The 17,495-nt window shown below is 41.8% G+C and carries 12 protein-coding genes; 7 read left to right on the top strand and 5 right to left on the bottom strand.

Going from position 1 to position 17,495, the window contains the following annotated elements:
* Positions 1-52: 52 nt before the first annotated feature.
* From pflA to ycaO, 4 genes are all read right to left on the bottom strand, one after another.
* A complete protein-coding gene (pflA, locus tag Xentx_RS00390; RefSeq protein ID WP_074018296.1) occupies positions 53-793 on the bottom strand; it encodes a pyruvate formate lyase 1-activating protein in 741 nt (246 codons plus the stop codon).
* A 150-nt stretch (positions 794-943) separates the two neighbouring features.
* Positions 944-3,226: a formate C-acetyltransferase gene (gene pflB / locus Xentx_RS00385; protein ID WP_074018295.1), complete on the bottom strand. Its 2,283-nt coding sequence runs from the start codon at positions 3,224-3,226 to the stop codon at positions 944-946.
* Positions 3,227-3,280: 54 nt separating this feature from the next.
* Positions 3,281-4,138, bottom strand: coding sequence for a formate transporter FocA (gene focA, locus Xentx_RS00380; RefSeq protein ID WP_074018294.1), 858 nt, complete (start codon positions 4,136-4,138; stop codon positions 3,281-3,283).
* Positions 4,139-4,441: 303 nt separating this feature from the next.
* A complete protein-coding gene (gene ycaO, locus Xentx_RS00375) occupies positions 4,442-6,205 on the bottom strand; it encodes a 30S ribosomal protein S12 methylthiotransferase accessory factor YcaO (RefSeq protein WP_074018293.1) in 1,764 nt (587 codons plus the stop codon).
* A 147-nt stretch (positions 6,206-6,352) separates the two neighbouring features.
* On the opposite strand from ycaO, the gene ansB reads away from it, so the two are divergent.
* Positions 6,353-7,396 carry an L-asparaginase 2 gene (gene ansB, locus Xentx_RS00370; protein ID WP_074018292.1) on the top strand — a complete coding sequence of 348 codons (1,044 nt, stop codon included), beginning with the start codon at positions 6,353-6,355 and terminating at the stop codon, positions 7,394-7,396.
* 60 nt (positions 7,397-7,456) lie between these two features.
* On the opposite strand, the gene Xentx_RS00365 is transcribed toward ansB, so the two are convergent.
* Positions 7,457-8,833 carry a metallophosphoesterase gene (locus tag Xentx_RS00365; protein WP_083600833.1) on the bottom strand — a complete coding sequence of 459 codons (1,377 nt, stop codon included), beginning with the start codon at positions 8,831-8,833 and terminating at the stop codon, positions 7,457-7,459.
* A gap of 501 nt (positions 8,834-9,334) precedes the next feature.
* Here Xentx_RS00365 and serC point away from each other — a divergent pair.
* The 6 genes from serC (at position 9,335) to Xentx_RS00335 (ending at position 17,479) form a co-directional block, all read left to right on the top strand.
* A complete protein-coding gene (gene serC, locus Xentx_RS00360) occupies positions 9,335-10,423 on the top strand; it encodes a 3-phosphoserine/phosphohydroxythreonine transaminase (RefSeq protein WP_074018291.1) in 1,089 nt (362 codons plus the stop codon).
* A gap of 91 nt (positions 10,424-10,514) precedes the next feature.
* Positions 10,515-11,822 (top strand): 3-phosphoshikimate 1-carboxyvinyltransferase, encoded by a 1,308-nt coding sequence (gene aroA, locus Xentx_RS00355; RefSeq protein WP_074018290.1) that lies wholly within the window; start codon positions 10,515-10,517, stop codon positions 11,820-11,822.
* Between the two features lie 171 nt (positions 11,823-11,993).
* Positions 11,994-12,680, top strand: a complete 687-nt coding sequence (gene cmk / locus Xentx_RS00350) for a (d)CMP kinase (protein WP_074018289.1) — start codon at positions 11,994-11,996, stop codon at positions 12,678-12,680.
* A gap of 195 nt (positions 12,681-12,875) precedes the next feature.
* Positions 12,876-14,549 (top strand): 30S ribosomal protein S1, encoded by a 1,674-nt coding sequence (gene rpsA, locus Xentx_RS00345; RefSeq protein ID WP_074018288.1) that lies wholly within the window; start codon positions 12,876-12,878, stop codon positions 14,547-14,549.
* Positions 14,550-14,623: 74 nt separating this feature from the next.
* Entirely contained in the window at positions 14,624-14,914 is a 291-nt protein-coding gene (gene ihfB, locus Xentx_RS00340) for an integration host factor subunit beta (RefSeq protein ID WP_045969974.1), read from the top strand.
* Positions 14,915-15,133: 219 nt separating this feature from the next.
* A complete protein-coding gene (locus Xentx_RS00335; protein ID WP_074018287.1) occupies positions 15,134-17,479 on the top strand; it encodes a ComEC family protein in 2,346 nt (781 codons plus the stop codon).
* Positions 17,480-17,495: the final 16 nt, after the last annotated feature.

Genomic DNA, 17,495 nt, shown 5'->3' with positions numbered 1-17,495 from the left:
CAAGAAACAACAGTACCGTGATGGTCAAAAAGGTCTTTGGGCAGGAATAAATCTAATAGATCACATGATGCCCATAGCCACTTAAAATTTCTTTTACTCTCTCCATTGTCTCTTTTGATGGGGGCTTAACACCTTCCAATTTATATTCCTCCCCCATGGCAATCCATTTATGTTTACCGAGTTCGTGATAAGGTAATAGCTCTATTTTTTCAATATTTTTCATGTTCTTGGTGAATTCACCAAGTAAATGAACTGATTGATCGTCATCCGACCAACCGGGAACAACAACATAACGGATCCAGGTTTTCTGATTGCGTTTTGCCAGATAACGTGCAAATTCGAGAGTCCGATGATTGGACACACCAATTAATTTTTGGTGAATATCATCATTAAGCTGTTTTAAATCCAACATAACCAAATCGGTAGCATCCAATAGTTCATCTATCACCGGATCATAACGGCGAACAAAGCCATTTGTATCCAGACAGGTATGAATGCCTTCTTCATGGCAAGCTCTGAACCAGTCACGAACAAATTCGGCCTGAAGAATTGCTTCACCACCGGAAGCCGTGACTCCACCACCGGAAGCATTCATAAAATGGCGATAGGTTGTTGCTTCTTTTATTAATTCTTCGACTGTTACCGTTTTTCCGCCATGGGTATCCCAAGTATCGCGGTTATGGCAATAGAGGCAGCGCATAAGGCAACCTTGGAAAAACGCGATAAAGCGGATACCGGGACCATCTACGGTTCCGCAAGATTCAAAAGAGTGGATACGGCCAAGTACGGACATGAAAGGACTTCTCCAAAACTAGCAAGCTAATAAAGGCCCCCAAGGATTAAAGAGCCTTTATTGTGAGTTATTTCAATAGAAATAATGAAATGTTACGTTAACGCGATTCTCATTGACTCTATTTCAAGTAATTACACTATATTTTAATAATTACATGGTTTGAGTAAATGTACGGGTGATAACGTCCCGTTGCTGTTCTTTAGTCAAAGAATTAAACCGCACAGCGTAACCAGATACGCGAATAGTCAATTGCGGGTATTTCTCAGGATTTTCCATGGCATCCAACAGCATTTCGCGGTTCATCACGTTAATGTTCAGGTGTTGACCCCCTTCGATATCTGCTTCGTGATGGAAATAGCCGTCCATCAGACCCGCCAAATTTGCTTTACGCACTTCATCATTTTTGCCCAGTGCATTAGGTACAATAGAGAATGTGTATGAAATACCATCTTTGGCATAGGCAAACGGTAGTTTAGCGACCGAAGTCAATGAAGCAACGGCACCTTTTTGATCACGTCCGTGCATTGGGTTAGCGCCTGGTCCGAATGGTGCGCCAGCACGACGTCCATCAGGTGTATTACCCGTTTTCTTACCATAAACCACGTTTGAGGTAATAGTCAGTACAGACTGGGTTGGAACAGCATTACGGTATGTTTGCAGCTTCTGAATTTTCTTCATGAAGCGTTCAACCAGATCACAAGCGATATCATCGACACGTGGATCGTTGTTACCAAATTGTGGGTATTCACCTTCAATGTTGAAATCAATTGCCAGGCCATCTTCATCGCGGATTGGGGAAACTTTCGCGTATTTAATGGCAGATAATGAGTCAGCGGCAACGGATAGACCTGCGATACCACATGCCATAGTACGGTATACATCACGATCGTGCAGTGCCATTAATGAAGCTTCATAGCTGTATTTGTCATGCATGTAGTGGATAATATTCAGGGCAGTGACATACTGTTTTGCCAGCCAATCCATGAAGTGATCCATTCGCTCCATGACCTTGTCATAATCTAGTACAGCGTCTTTCATTGGCTCTTCTTTTGGGCCAACTTGCATTTTCATTTTTTCATCTACGCCGCCGTTGATGGCATACAACATGGTTTTTGCAAGGTTTGCACGGGCGCCGAAGAATTGCATTTGTTTACCAACAACCATTGGGCTGACGCAGCATGCGATAGCGTAATCATCGCTGTTGAAGTCAGGGCGCATCAGGTCATCATTTTCATATTGCAGGGATGAGGTGTCGATAGAGACTTTTGCTGCAAACTTTTTAAAGTTAATAGGCAGTTTTTCAGACCATAGGATGGTCATGTTAGGTTCTGGGGATGGCCCCATGGTATATAGCGTATGCAGGAAACGGAAACTGTTTTTGGTTACAAGGGTGCGTCCATCTAAACCCATACCTGCCAGTGATTCGGTTGCCCAAATTGGGTCGCCAGAAAACAGCTCATCATACTCTGGAGTACGCAGGAAACGCACCATGCGCAGTTTCATGACCAAATGGTCGATCAGCTCTTGAGCTTGTTGTTCAGTTAATTTACCGGCCTGAATATCACGTTCGATGTAGATATCCAGGAAGGTCGAAACACGGCCAAAGGACATTGCAGCACCGTTTTGGGATTTAACGGCTGCCAGATAGGCAAAATAAGTCCATTGCACGGCTTCTTTGGCATTGGTAGCAGGATTGGAAATATCATAGCCATGTTTAGCAGCCATCTCTTTGATTTGACCAAGAGCACGATGCTGTTCAGCGAGTTCTTCGCGCAGGCGAATGGTAGCTTCCAAATCTTCGCCATTTTCCAATTTTTCCTGTAGGGAAGTGAATTGGGCAAATTTTTCGTCACGCAGGAAGTCGATTCCGTACAATGCAACGCGACGGTAATCACCGATAATACGACCACGGCCATAGGCGTCAGGCAAGCCAGTCAATACACCAGATTTACGACATTTCAGGATATCGGGGGTGTAAATATCAAATACGCCCTGATTATGCGTCTTACGATATTCAGTGAAAATTTGTTTCAATTTCGGATCCAGCTCGCGATTGTAAGCTTTACAAGAACCTTCAACCATTTTAATGCCACCAAATGGAATAATGGCACGTTTCAGTGGTGCTTCGGTTTGCAGGCCAACGATTTGTTCCAGATCTTTTTCAATATAACCCGCATCATGAGAGGTAATTGTAGACGCAATGTCAGTATCAAAATCTATCGGTGCATGGGTACGGTTTTCGATTTTGATACCTTCCATAACTTTTTCCCACAAAACATTTGTTGCTTCTGTGGCACCCGCGAGGAATGATTCATCACCTTCATACGGGGTATAGTTTTTCTGGATGAAATCACGGACATTGACTTCATTCTGCCAGCTACCCTCGTTAAAGCCTTGCCATGCTACTGAGAATTTTTCGTTTAACTCGGACATGATACTTCTACCTTTTAACAGTGGAACTTTTAAGAGATCTGATGCAGAGGCGAATTAATGATTTTTGCCGCCACGTAAATAAATCAACCAATAAGTCAATCCAACCAATACCGCACCACCAATGATGTTACCGATCGTGACAGGGATCAGGTTATCGGTAATAAAGCTTGAAACATTAAGTTGAGGAAATCGTTCAGGAGTTGTTCCTACTTTCAACCAGAATTCATCTGGTGCGAAGTTTTTGATAATGATCCCAAACGGAATTAAAAACATGTTAGCGATACTGTGTTCAAAACCACTGGCGACAAACATGCCGATTGGCAGGATCAGTGCGAATAATTTATCGATCAGACTGCGGCCGGCATAACTCATCCAGACAGCAAGACATACCATCAGATTGGCTAAAATACCTAGGCATATCGCCTCGATAAAGGAATGGTGCATTTTATGATCAGCTGTCTGTAATACATTCAGTCCCCAGGTTCCATTGGCAACGGCATATTGGCCGGAGTACCAAACCAAGGCCACGAAAAACAGGGCGCCAATCAGATTACCGATGTAAACGTTAATCCAGTTTTTGATCATTTGAGACCAGGTAATACGCCCAGTGGCTTTTGAAATAATTGTCAACACAGTGGAAGTGAAAAGATCGACGCCGCATATAACCACCAGCATCAAACCGAGGGAAAAACAGATCCCGCCAGTTAATTTAGCTAACCCATAAGGAATGGAAGAGATTCCTGTCGTTGCCGTAATATAAAAAACAAAAGCAATGGAAATAAACACACCTGCCATGATTGCTGATAAATAAGTCACTGTAGGATGTTTATTGACTTTATATACACCAATGTCATCAGCGATTTGTGCCATTACAGCAGGTGAAAATAAATTGAAAGGGCTGTCAGTTTTCATCCTAACACTCTCTTTATCCTTAATTAATCATAGCACGCATTGATAGTAACAAACGGGGATCGACCTGAATTTGATATGGATCATATTAGACCGAAAGTCTAATGAAATAGGGTAGTCTAAATTTGGTGAGATAAAATTAATTTATTGATTTTTAAGGATAAATTTTTTTATATAAGCAGTTTTGGCCTTTTAGATATTAAAAGTAAAACAACAGGTTAAATTGTCGTTTATTTGTTATTTCAAAATAAATTATATTTAACCTGCATTTTACTTTTTACGATGAATAAACGTTAATGCAACAGTTTATTTATTGGTCCAAAATTCACGCTTAGCTTTTTGCAGTTTATCATAAGCACTTAATAATGCTTGATGGGCAGGCAGTGCTTTTAATTCTGAATCAATAGTCCATAGACCATAGAAGCAATTTTCTCCGGCAATGGCTGCTGAAGCAGCATCAACAGTGCCTTGACCGTACATTTTTACAAATGCCTGATAATATTGCTCTGGTTGGCGATCTTCTTCTTGGGTTAACAGTAACAGAGTTTGCAGGCAGCGATAATAGTTAGCTCGCTCAGCGGTGAAAACAGAAGCATTGAAATCCTGTGTCCATTCAACCCAAATCAGTGCTTGTTCCAAATCCTTGCCTGCCAGTGCCAGCATAGATTTTAATTCACCGATACGCAGGTTGCTCCAACCGTTATCTTTACCTGCCGCAACTCCCAGTAATTCACGGACACGGGTGAAGTCATCTAAACCTTCATCATCTAGCTGTTCGAGAAAAGCCAGATACTCTTCTGACTGCCATTGACTTTCCGGCAATGCCAAAATGGTATCACGCAGATGAGTTCCCATGGTGTTATTGGCAATGTGCAAATCTTCCACCGGATAAATATCTGACATACCGGGAACCAGAATGCGGCAGGCGTAAATGCCAAGGTGCTCATAATCAGCGATATAGACTTCGGCATCCAGTTTATTGAAGATCCCCATCAAAGTGGTGAACTCTTCTTCTGTCGTTCCGCTGAAATTCCAGTCAACAAACTCATAGTCAGCATCTTGCTTGAACAGATCCCAACTGATTACACCACTGGAATCAATAAAGTGAGTTTCCAGATTGGTGTGCTCAGAAACTTCTTCATTATCAAAGCTTGGTGGGGTGAAAACATCCAGATCTTTCAGGCTCCGGCCTTGCAGCAGTTCTGTGACTGTGCGCTCCAGTGCAACACCAAAATCAGGATGGGCGCCAAAGGAAGCAAAACAAGTGCCATTATTAGGATTGAACAGTACGACGCAAATGACCGGAAACTGCCCACCAAGTGAAGCGTCGTAACAATAGATCGGGAAGCCTTCTTCCTGCAATTTATTGACTGATTCAATGACGCTTGGGTAGCGGCTCATAATATTTTGTGGAATTTCAGGCAGGCTGATGCATTCTGCGATAATGCGGTTTTTCACATAGCGCTCAAATACTTCAGATAATCCCTGTACACGTGCTTCGTTCATGGTGTTGCCGGCTGACATGCCGTTTGAAACATACAGATTTCCGACAATATTCATTGGAATATAAATCGATTGATTATCTGACTGACGAGCAAATGGCAGGGCGCAGATCCCCCGCTCTTCATTACCAGATTGCAGATCCACTAACTGGCTAGCACAGAGCGTGTTATCTGGATTGTAAAAACGATGCAGACGTTCGTCTAAGATACCTTCTGGCAGAGAGTCATCTTCTGGCAACGGGAACCATTTTTCATTTGGGTAATGAACAAACTCACTATTAGCAACGGTATCACCCAGATAAAAATCAGCAAAGAAATAGTTTGTCGATAGACGCTCAAAATATTCTCCTAATGCAGAGGCCAATGCAGCTTTCTTGCTGGCACCTTTGCCATTGGTAAAGCACAGTGGGCAGTCGCGATCGCGAATATGTACTGACCAAACATTTGGAACAGGATTCAGCCATGAGGCTTCTTCAATATTAAAACCAAGGGACTTCAGTTTGTGCTGAAAGCGGTTAATGGAGTCCTCTAACGCGGCGTCTTTGCCTGGGATATAGGTTTGCGTCATCGTGATTCACTTCAATTTGTGTTAAAGGCGCATATCATACGGCGTTTTTTTTATCCGCTCTATCAGTTCCCAAAAATTATTGTTAATTAGAGTTTATTTATTCTTGGTTTACATAATAAAATAGCTTTTTTTACAAGAGGTTGAATAATGAAAAAGACTAAAATAACAGCAATAGCCGGTTTTCTGGCTTTAGTTAGCGGTTCTGCTTTCGCTTTACCGAATATTACTGTTTTGGCAACAGGGGGTACAATTGCTGGGGGTGGTGAATCTGCAACTCAATCTAGTTATACCGCAGGTAAAGTGGGCATTGATTCGTTGCTGAATGCTGTACCAGCAATTAAAAACATTGCTGATTTGAAAGGTGAGCAGGTTGTCAGCATCGGTTCTCAGGACATGAATGATCAGGTATGGCTGACTCTGGCGAAGAAAATCAATGCAGAATGTGACAAAACCGACGGTTTTGTTATCACCCACGGTACTGACACCATGGAAGAAACTGCTTATTTCCTCGAATTGACTACCCAATGCCAGAAGCCTATCGTGATGGTTGGCGCAATGCGTCCATCTACAGCACTGGGTGCTGATGGTCCGTTGAACCTGTATAACGCTGTTGTTGTTGCGGCTGATAAAAACTCAGCAAACCGTGGTGTGCTGCTGGCGATGAATGATTCCGTGATCCATGGTCGTGACATTAGTAAACTGAGCACAACTGAAGTTCAGGCGTTTCAGGCTGTGAATGCTGGTGCACAGGGCTTCGTTCACAATGGTAAAGTGCGCTACTATTCTGCGGCACCTGTAAAAGCAAGCAAAGCTGTTTTTGATGTGAGCGAATTGGATAAATTGCCGAAGGTTGGCATCGTTTATAACTACTCCAACGCTTCTGATCTGCCAGCAAAAGCTTTTGTTGAAAATGGCTATCAGGGTATTATCAGTGCAGGTGTAGGTAACGGTAATATCTATAAGTCTATTCTTGACACATTGGCTAAAGCAGCTAAAGAGGGTGTTGTTGTTGTTCGCTCCAGCCGTATTCCTTTCGGCTACACTACCCAAAATGCTGAAGTTAACGATAGCAAATATGGCTTTGTGGCTTCAGAGCGTTTGAACCCACAGAAAGCTCGCGTTCTTCTGCAATTAGCTCTGACGCAAACTTCTGATGTAGAAAAAATTCAGGAAATGTTTGGTAAGTATTAATTCCTGATTTAACTATATAAAAAGGCGCATTTGATGCGCCTTTTTATATTTTTTTAAATTCTATTGATTCAGTTGGTGTGTTAATTTTCCACAAGTGCCTTGAAAATCTTGAATTTTTCTAGGTGTCCCATCACGGCCATTATAGACTGAAACATCAATACACTTATTTCTTACATTCATCAACAGAAAATCACCTTGGAATAAGGCACCACTATTATATATCCTGGCATTACCAAAGATAGGATCTCCTCCATTTTTATTAGATTCGTTAACCTGATGAGTATGACCAATAAATACTGCCATAACGTTATATTTTTCAATTAAATTTTTGAATTCTTTTTTCTGTTCATCTGTACTGTTTTGAATAAAATTTTGCGTGCCATCATGAAAATTAAGAATACTTGCTTTTCCTCTGGAATAGGCTTTTGTTAAATCGGTTTTTAACCATGCCATAGAATTTTTTATATATATTGTTGGGGCGGCATAGTGATCCAATGTAACCCAATAAGTTGGATAGTTCTGTAGTTGAACATAATGAATATTACCGAAATCCCATGAATAGGCTAAGCTACCGCTATGTTTATCGTTATTATAATCACTATTGAAATTTAATAGCAGCTCATTCTGATAGTTATCATTTATCTCTGATGCCATATTATCGACAGACCACCTCGCACAGGCATTTTTACTAAAATCAAAATGCCAAGATTCCGTACAATCATTCACATTGTTTTGGTAATCATGATTACCAAGGCCAAAATAAAATGGAAATAATAATTTATTGTATATTAAATAAAAATCATCTCTGGTGTTCTGGCGACCAAACTCAGTCATATCACCATTGATAATACCGAAATCTACTAATCCTTGTAAGTGTAACTCGTTAATGCTTTTTACAACATTGCGGTTTCTGTTTTTCCAAGGTTCCTCATTTGCAAAAGCGTTTGGATCTCCGGTTTCTAATCTCCATGGCTGCGGATCAGACATCACAATGACCTTATAATTTCTAGTTAAGTGTTTTTTAAGAAATGTGACTCTTATTCCGGTATTCTCTCCATGTATTAAAGAATATCCCGTTAAATAGCTATCTTGTTTATTCGTGGTGATATCATATGAATTTTTTCCACGAAAGGGAATGTTCCAATATATAGTTATTTTGGCGCCATCTGAGGCCTTGTATACAGTGGTGCCTTCGGTGTTATTCATACGCGAATTGTCAAACATAAAATTCACTCTTTCACTCGTTAATATTTTTGGGGGAGGTTTGGTACTCCATGTGCCATTTTTTAGGGATGATGAATCTAATTCCAGAATAGAATCGGTGCTGTTTTTAATACTAATAAATGTTGAGCTAAATGCACGAATGGAAAATGTAGATAAAAACAATAATATAATAAACATTAGGTGGGATAATGTAGATGGATTTATTTTTTTCATGTTTTATCTCCTTTGGTATGATGGTAACTTTTTGATATATCTTACTGATTAATTCAATTAATGAATAATTCAATTGTGAAGAATGAAGGTGAGTTTATGTTGAGACATTTTTTATTGTTTCGAGAAAAGGGTATATTTGAAAATCTCGATTTGTTTTGTCAAGAATTTATTTAAATAAGTGATGTGGTTTTGATGTAATAAGTTGTTTTTTTTGATTTTATGATTTAAATCTTTTCAGTACGTGGTGTGTTTTATAATTAATATTATAAGTTTGTTTTTATTTTGAGTGTTAAGCAAAGGTCGATATTATCTAGGCTTTATTTTTTGTTATTTGGATTATAGTTTATTGCGTTATTTGTAATAAGGTGACCTATTAGAGAGTTATGTTGTAGTTGACAATTGTAGTTTACAATAAATGTTTAATAATTATTGCAGCAGCAAGGCGGGAGTGATAAAACCAATGTGTCCGATTTTATTGTATCCATTGATAGGGTGAAGTTAATGAGTCAGGTATATAATTTCAGTGCTGGCCCAGCTATGTTGCCAGCAGAAGTGTTACGACGTGCAGAGCAGGAACTTTGCAACTGGCACGGTTTGGGGACATCTGTAATGGAAATTAGTCACCGTAGCAAAGAGTTTGTGGCTGTTGCGGCAGAAGCAGAAAAAGATCTCCGAGATTTATTAGCAATACCTGAGAATTACAAGGTGCTGTTTTGTCACGGCGGTGCCCGTGGGCAGTTTTCGGCGTTACCACTGAATTTACTGGGTGATAAACCGACAGCAGATTATATCGTTAGTGGCTACTGGTCTGAATGTGCAGCAAAAGAAGCAGAAAAATATTGCACTCCAAATGTCATTGATATCAGGACAGAAACGGACGGTGTCAAAGGTGTGAAGCCGATGAGCGAATGGGCATTGAGCCGTGATGCTGCCTATGTCCATTATTGTCCTAATGAAACTATTGAAGGCGTTGCCATTTTTGAAGCGCCTGATTTCGGTGATGATAAAATTGTCATTGCCGATTACTCTTCAACTATCCTCTCTGCACCCATTGATGTTAGCCGCTATGGTGTTATTTATGCTGGGGCACAAAAAAATATTGGGCCAGCAGGGATTACTGTCGTCATTATCCGTGAAGATCTACTAGGTAAAGCACACCAGCATACGCCATCTATTCTGGATTATACTGTGCAGGTTCAATACGACTCCATGTATAACACGCCACCGACATTTGCATGGTATTTGTCTGGCATGGTATTCAAGTGGTTGAAAGAGCAGGGAGGGCTACAAGAAATCAGTAAACGCAATCATGCTAAAGCCGAACACCTGTATCATGCCGTTGATAACAGCAAATTGTATATCAACCGTGTTGCTCCCCAAAACCGTTCTATCATGAATGTACCCTTCCAACTGGCTAACCCAGCGTTAGATGGCCAGTTTTTGGAAGAAGCCTATGCACACGGACTACATGCATTGAAAGGGCACAAAGTTGCAGGTGGCGCTCGTGCTTCAATTTATAACGCTATGCCTTATGAGGGTGTGAACGCATTAGTTGAATTTATGGCTGATTTTGAACGCCGCAACGCATAATTTTTTATTATCGGGAGGGATAAAACCTCCCGATCTCAAAATCCTCGATTTATCCTAAAAATTAAAATCATATCTGGAGATTCCTCTCTTTATGCAATCCCTGACGTTACAACCTATTTCCCATATTAATGGAACAATTAACTTGCCTGGTTCTAAAAGCGTTTCTAACCGCGCTTTGTTACTTGCTGCTCTTGCTAAAGGAACAACCCGATTGACCAATTTGTTGGACAGCGATGATATCCGTTACATGCTTAATGCTCTGGCTGTATTGGGTATTTCCTATCGCCTCTCTGCCGATCGTACTATCTGTGAAGTAGATGGCATTGGAGGCCGCATTACGGGTAAAAGCGATATTGAACTGTTTTTGGGCAATGCAGGTACAGCAATGCGCCCATTGGCCGCGGCTCTATGTTTAGGGGACAGCAGTTTGGGAGACAGTGGTATGAGTGTGGTATTGACCGGTGAACCTCGTATGAAAGAACGCCCAATTGGTCACTTGGTCGATGCATTGCGTCAGGGAGGAGCAGAAATTGATTATCTTGAGCAGGAAAATTACCCGCCTTTACATATCAAAGGGGGATTTTTAGGCGGAAAAATTACCGTTGATGGCACTGTTTCCAGCCAGTTCCTGACCGCTCTGTTGATGGCAGCTCCATTGGCAAAAAACGATACGGAAATTCACATACAAGGTGATTTGGTTTCTAAACCTTATATTGATATTACATTGGCACTAATGAAAAGTTTTGGTGTAACGGTAGACAATGAACAATATCAGGTTTTTCACATTCAAGGTCAGCAGCAATATTTGTCTCCGGGGCAGTATCTGGTAGAAGGCGATGCTTCATCGGCATCTTATTTTCTGGCTGCGGCGGCAATTAAAGGTGGAACCGTTCGTGTCACGGGCATTGGCAGAAATAGCCTGCAAGGGGATACCAAATTTGCCAATGTGTTGGAGCAGATGGGGGCAACTATTCGTTGGGGAGATGATTTTGTCGAATGCGAACGCGGTACATTGACAGGTATTGATATGGACATGAATGCTATTCCTGATGCGGCAATGACGATTGCGACAACGGCATTGTTTGCACAGGGAGAAACCGTTATCCGCAATATCTACAATTGGCGGGTAAAAGAAACCGATCGGCTAAATGCAATGGCAACTGAATTGAGAAAAATAGGTGCCGAAGTGGAAGAGGGGCATGATTATATTCGAATTTCTCCGCCAGAAAAGCTCAATCATGCTGAAATTGAGACCTATAATGATCACCGCATTGCGATGTGTTTCTCGTTGGTAGCCCTGTCGGATACTCCAGTCACCATCCTTGATCCAGGCTGTACCGCAAAGACATTCCCAGATTATTTCAACCAGCTTGAAAAGCTCAGCCAGTACACTAAATAGATGGAGAAGCAAAAGTAGGTAGGGATAGAAATAAATGGGACTTGCCTGTTTCTCTCATTTGCTGAGCGCGTATAATAAGACAGGTTTTTATTGCTTGCTAATTAAGCAATTTTTTGCATTCGGTAAATGACCTGTCTGTTATACGAATGTTATGCGAAAAGGAGGATAATGATGGCGGCGATAGCCCCAGTAATAACCGTTGATGGGCCAAGTGGTGCTGGCAAGGGAACACTATGTCAGGCATTGGCGGAAGCGTTAGATTGGCAATTGCTTGATTCAGGTGCCATTTATCGTGTATTGGCACTGGCTGCCATCCATCATCAGGTGGATATCCAGTCTGAAGACGCACTGGTTCCTCTGGCTGCAAACCTGGATGTTCGTTTTGTGCCTGCAAATGGTAAACTCCGGGTTATTCTGGAAGGCGAAGATGTCAGCAACGAAATTCGTACTGAAACCGTTGGAAATACGGCTTCACAGGCGGCGACATTCCCACGTGTCCGTGAAGCACTCTTACGTCGGCAGAGAGCTTTCCGCATTGCCCCTGGGCTGATAGCCGATGGACGTGATATGGGAACAGTCGTATTTCCCGACGCGCCAGTGAAAATATTTCTGGATGCAAGTGCGGAAGAACGCGCCCGCAGACGTATGTTGCAGTTGCAGGAGAGGGGTTTTAGTGTTAACTTTGAAAATCTTTTGTCCGAGATACAAGAACGGGACTTCCGTGATCGCAATCGGGTCGTTGCGCCTTTAGTGCCTGCACAAGATGCATTGATCTTGGATTCGACCAGCATGTCTATCGAAGAAGTGATTGATAGAGCACTGGCTTATGTGAGAAACGCGCTGGAAATACCCGCATAGTCGTTAATTTTCTCAAATACACTATTGCAGTAGTGTATCGAGAAGATGTATATAGAATTCTGGTGTATTGGTAGTGAAATATTCTGGTACACTATAAAACACCTTGTAACAGGGAAAAGTTGCGAGGTATGTAAAACAACCCCATTCGGCTGGAAGCTAAATGGACGTTAATTAAAAATCTTGAAGATCATAAACATGACAGAATCTTTTGCTCAACTCTTTGAAGAATCCCTACAGGCTATCGAAACTCGTCCAGGCGCCATCGTTCGTGGTGTTGTGGTTGCTATCGATAAAGACGTTGTATTGGTTGACGCAGGCCTGAAATCAGAATCTGCAATTCCTGTAGAACAATTCAAAAATGCTCAAGGTGAGCTGGAAATTCAAGTTGGCGATGAAATCGACGTAGCTTTGGATGCGGTAGAAGATGGTTTCGGTGAAACTATCCTGTCTCGTGAGAAAGCGAAACGTCACGAAGCATGGCTGATGCTGGAAAAAGCATACGAAGAAGCTGAAACTGTCACTGGTATTATCAATGGCAAAGTAAAAGGTGGCTTCACTGTAGAACTGAACGGTATCCGTGCGTTCCTGCCTGGTTCACTGGTTGACGTTCGCCCAGTTCGTGACACTGCTCACCTTGAAGGCAAAGAGCTTGAGTTCAAAGTCATCAAGCTGGATCAGAAACGCAACAACGTAGTTGTTTCTCGTCGTGCAGTTATCGAATCTGAAAACAGCGCAGAACGCGATCAACTGCTGGAAAACCTGCAAGAAGGCATGGAAGTTAAAGGTATCGTTAAGAACCTGACTGACTACGGTGCATTCGTTGATCTGGGCGGCGTTGATGGCCTGCTGCACATTACTGATATGGCTTGGAAACGTGTTAAACACCCAAGCGAAATCGTCAATGTGGGCGATGAAATCACAGTTAAGGTACTGAAATTCGACCGTGAGCGTACTCGCGTATCTCTGGGTCTGAAACAACTGGGTGAAGATCCATGGGTAGCAATCGCTAAACGTTATCCAGAAAGTACTAAACTGACTGGTCGCGTAACTAACCTGACTGATTACGGCTGCTTCGTTGAAATCGAAGAGGGCGTTGAAGGTCTGGTACACGTTTCAGAAATGGATTGGACCAACAAGAACATCCACCCATCCAAAGTTGTTAACGTTGGTGACGTTGTGGAAGTTATGGTTCTGGATATCGATGAAGAACGTCGTCGTATCTCTCTGGGTTTGAAACAGTGCAAAGCTAACCCTTGGCAGCAATTTGCTGAGACGCACAACAAGAACGATCGCGTTGAAGGTAAAATCAAGTCTATCACTGACTTCGGTATCTTCATCGGTCTGGAAGGCGGAATCGACGGTCTGGTTCACCTGTCTGACATCTCCTGGAACGTTGCAGGTGAAGAAGCAGTTCGTGAATACAAAAAAGGCGACGAAATCGCTGCTGTAGTTCTGCAAGTAGATGCAGAGCGTGAGCGTATCTCTCTGGGCATCAAGCAACTGGCAGAAGATCCATTCAACAATTACCTGTCTGTAAACAAGAAAGGTGTAATTGTTACTGGTAAAGTCACTGCAGTTGACGCAAAAGGTGCTACAGTTGAATTAGCTGACGGCGTTGAAGGTTACCTGCGTGCATCAGAAGCTTCTCGTGACCGCGTTGAAGATGCAACTCAAGTTCTGAACGTTGGCGATGAAGTTGAAGCTAAATATGTTGGCGTTGATCGCAAAAACCGCGTAATCAACCTGTCTGTTCGTGCAAAAGACGAAGCTGATGAAAAAGACGCTATCGCTTCTGTGAACAAACAAGAAGACACAAACTTCGCTAACAACGCAATGGCTGAAGCTTTCAAAGCAGCTAAAGGCGAATAATCTAAGTCAATAACGGCGGGTAATATTCTCTATAAAGAGAATATTACCCGAATACGGTAGTTTAGGGAGGTACCATGACCAAGTCTGAATTAATCGAAAGACTTGCAGAGCAGCAATCTCACATGCCGGCCAAAGCCGTTGAAGATGCAGTGAAAGAAATGCTTGATCATATGGCAGAAACACTAGCCGCAGGTGAACGTATTGAAGTTCGCGGATTCGGCAGCTTTTCTCTTCACTACCGAGCTCCGCGTGTGGGCCGTAATCCAAAAACAGGTGATAAGGTGGAATTGGATGGTAAATACGTTCCTCACTTTAAACCCGGTAAAGAATTGCGTGACCGCGTGAATATCTATAGCGATAGCTAAGATATCAGTTATTACTTAATTAAATTAACGGCGCCCTAGGGTGCCGTTTTTTGTGTTTCTGGTTTTTGTGAGAATAGATGTATTTTTTTGAATCGTTTCTTCTGCTTAAAAGTTAATTTGCGAAGCGACTCCACAATAACATTTCTCTAACTAGCGATAAGAACTACTGTGTAATAATCTCTCTTGCGTGAATGGAATATCAGCACAGAGACATAATGGATGCAGCCTATAATATTTTCTCTTTTTACCTATTTATTCACCACTTGGCGAAAACCGACGCCACTTATCAGTCTAAATTTGGCTGCATTAGCCATTATATTGGGAATTTTTCCCTTATTATTCCTTGCAGAGCTTCCTCAACAAAGAGTCGTCCAAAACCTGATTATCATTGCATTTTGCTTGTTATTTTTTCCTAATAACATTATACGACTAATATCATTAGGATTATGGGCGTTTATTTTTGGATGTTGGCATGGTCATCATATATTGGCACAAGTCACTTATTTCAGTGAAACTTCCCGCACTGCAATTGTTATGATTGATAGTGTATCGTTGGAAAATAACACGAAGGAGGATGATAAAAAAGCACGCTATCGTATTAAGCTGATTGAGAGTGATGGAAAATATATTACTCCTGCCTTATATGCGTCAGTATTATGGAACTCTCAAGAGTTGTTATGTGCCGGTCAGAAATGGCAGGTGACAATGAAACTCAGGCCTGTTCATGCTCAATTAAATCATGGTAATTTTGATAGCCAACGATATTCACTTTCTGTTCGCCAGCCATTGAATGGAAAAATTATTGAGGCAAAACCACTCGATAAAAACTGTAACCTTCGGCAATATTTCATTAATAAGTTATTACCAAACATTCAGTCGTTAAAACAGGCTGGTATTGCATTAGCACTTTCGTTTGGTGAAAGGGCATGGTTAGATAAATCCACTCGCTTGCTATTACAGCAGACAGGTATTGCTCATTTGATGGCCATTTCAGGGCTGCATATTGCAATGGCCAGCTTATTTGGCTGGAGTTTTGCAAGAATGACGCAATTTTTCTTTCCTGCAAAATGGATTGGGTTTCGCTTTCCATTGATCATGGGCTGGTTAACCGCAATGCTGTATGGATGGTTGTCTGGTTGGGGGATTCCAGCCGTTCGGGCAATATTAGGATTGACCTTGTGGATTTATTTACGGTGTAAAAGCCGACTTTGTTTTTCATGGCAATGGGCTTTATGGAGTGCCGCACTTATTTTATTTTTCGATCCTTTGGCAATACTTTCTGACAGTTTCTGGCTCTCATTTACTGCAGTGATGTCACTGTTATTTTGGTTTTATTGGATGCCTTTGCCAGGAAAAATACGTCAGGGTTGGCAGTGGTCATGGCTGCGCGGGCTGCATATGCAGTTGGGCATGTTGCTAATGTTGTTACCGTTGCAGCTTTTGTTATTTCAGAGCGTTAATATTGCATCATTGGTGGCTAATCTATGGGCCGTACCGATTATCTCTTTTTTATCTGTTCCATTGGTTATGTTGGGGATAGTTTGTATATTTCTTCCGGTTATCCAACCATTTTTATGGCAACTTGTTGATTACAGCATTTTATTTGCTTTGGCACCTTTACCTATCTTGGCGCATTCATGGTTTGAAACAGGGCACTACCCTATTGTCACTACGTTAGTAGGCTGGTTTTTTGTTGTGATTTGGCGCTTAGGTTGGTGGAGATCTTATAAATGGTTGTTGGGCGTTTGTATTGGAGTTATTGCGTGTTATTCCAAGCGTCCCAATGATTTTCAATGGCGTTTTTCAATGCTGGATGTGGGGCATGGATTAGCTGTGGTCATTGATAAGGGAGAAAAAGCGATTGTTTTTGATACAGGCAATCGTTGGGAAACGGGCAGCATGGCAGAAAAAGTTATTGAACCTTATTTACGTTGGCATCGGTTAACACCAGAGCAAATAATTCTGAGCCATGATCATTTGGATCATATAGGAGGAATGGAATATCTCATTGAAAAGTATCCTGATAGCCAAATTAGAAGCCCTTCCTCAACTCAGGCGCATTTACCTTGTGTCCGTGGTGAACAGTGGACATGGCAGGGATTAAATTTTGCCGTTCTCTGGCCACCAGAAAAGACGGCTATAGTTGGCAATGATCAATCTTGCGTGATCCGTATTGATGACGGTAAGTACAGTCTATTATTAACAGGAGATTTGGAAAAGCGGGGTGAATACCGCTTATTGGAGCTTGAAAAGAATCATTTGCATACAACAATATTACAAGTACCTCATCATGGGAGTAACACCTCCTCTACTTCGGCATTTATACGCAGAGTTATGCCTCAATATGCTTTGGCTTCAGTTGCACGCTATAGCCCGTGGAGACTGCCTTCTGTGAAAGTGAAACAACGCTATAAAAATGCTGGAATTGAATGGCATAGTACAGCCGTTTCTGGTCAGATAACCGGCTATTTTTATCGCGATGACATTAAATTAAAAGGTTATCGACAACAAATAGTATCACGGTGGTATCATCAGTGGTTTGGTATTCGTGGCGATCATGAGTAGAATGACTCGCTATTTC

Origin of the sequence: Xenorhabdus thuongxuanensis (assembly GCF_001908095.1) — a bacterium.
In the GTDB taxonomy this organism is placed as follows: domain Bacteria; phylum Pseudomonadota; class Gammaproteobacteria; order Enterobacterales; family Enterobacteriaceae; genus Xenorhabdus; species Xenorhabdus thuongxuanensis.
Note: the sequence above shows the minus strand (reverse complement) of the source record. Positions and strands in the feature narration are given on the sequence as shown.

Bases quoted from the DNA above. Each gene is read 5' to 3' on its own strand.
- aroA (WP_074018290.1), top strand. From the start codon at position 10,515: ATGCAATCCCTGACGTTACAACCTATTTCCCATATTAATGGAACAATT.
- focA (WP_074018294.1), bottom strand. From the start codon at position 4,138: ATGAAAACTGACAGCCCTTTCAATTTATTTTCACCTGCTGTAATGGCA.
- pflB (WP_074018295.1), bottom strand. From the start codon at position 3,226: ATGTCCGAGTTAAACGAAAAATTCTCAGTAGCATGGCAAGGCTTTAAC.
- ansB (WP_074018292.1), top strand. From the start codon at position 6,353: ATGAAAAAGACTAAAATAACAGCAATAGCCGGTTTTCTGGCTTTAGTT.
- pflA (WP_074018296.1), bottom strand. From the start codon at position 793: ATGTCCGTACTTGGCCGTATCCACTCTTTTGAATCTTGCGGAACCGTA.
- serC (WP_074018291.1), top strand. From the start codon at position 9,335: ATGAGTCAGGTATATAATTTCAGTGCTGGCCCAGCTATGTTGCCAGCA.
- rpsA (WP_074018288.1), top strand. From the start codon at position 12,876: ATGACAGAATCTTTTGCTCAACTCTTTGAAGAATCCCTACAGGCTATC.
- ihfB (WP_045969974.1), top strand. From the start codon at position 14,624: ATGACCAAGTCTGAATTAATCGAAAGACTTGCAGAGCAGCAATCTCAC.
- Xentx_RS00335 (WP_074018287.1), top strand. From the start codon at position 15,134: ATGCAGCCTATAATATTTTCTCTTTTTACCTATTTATTCACCACTTGG.
- cmk (WP_074018289.1), top strand. From the start codon at position 11,994: ATGGCGGCGATAGCCCCAGTAATAACCGTTGATGGGCCAAGTGGTGCT.
- ycaO (WP_074018293.1), bottom strand. From the start codon at position 6,205: ATGACGCAAACCTATATCCCAGGCAAAGACGCCGCGTTAGAGGACTCC.
- Xentx_RS00365 (WP_083600833.1), bottom strand. From the start codon at position 8,833: ATGAAAAAAATAAATCCATCTACATTATCCCACCTAATGTTTATTATA.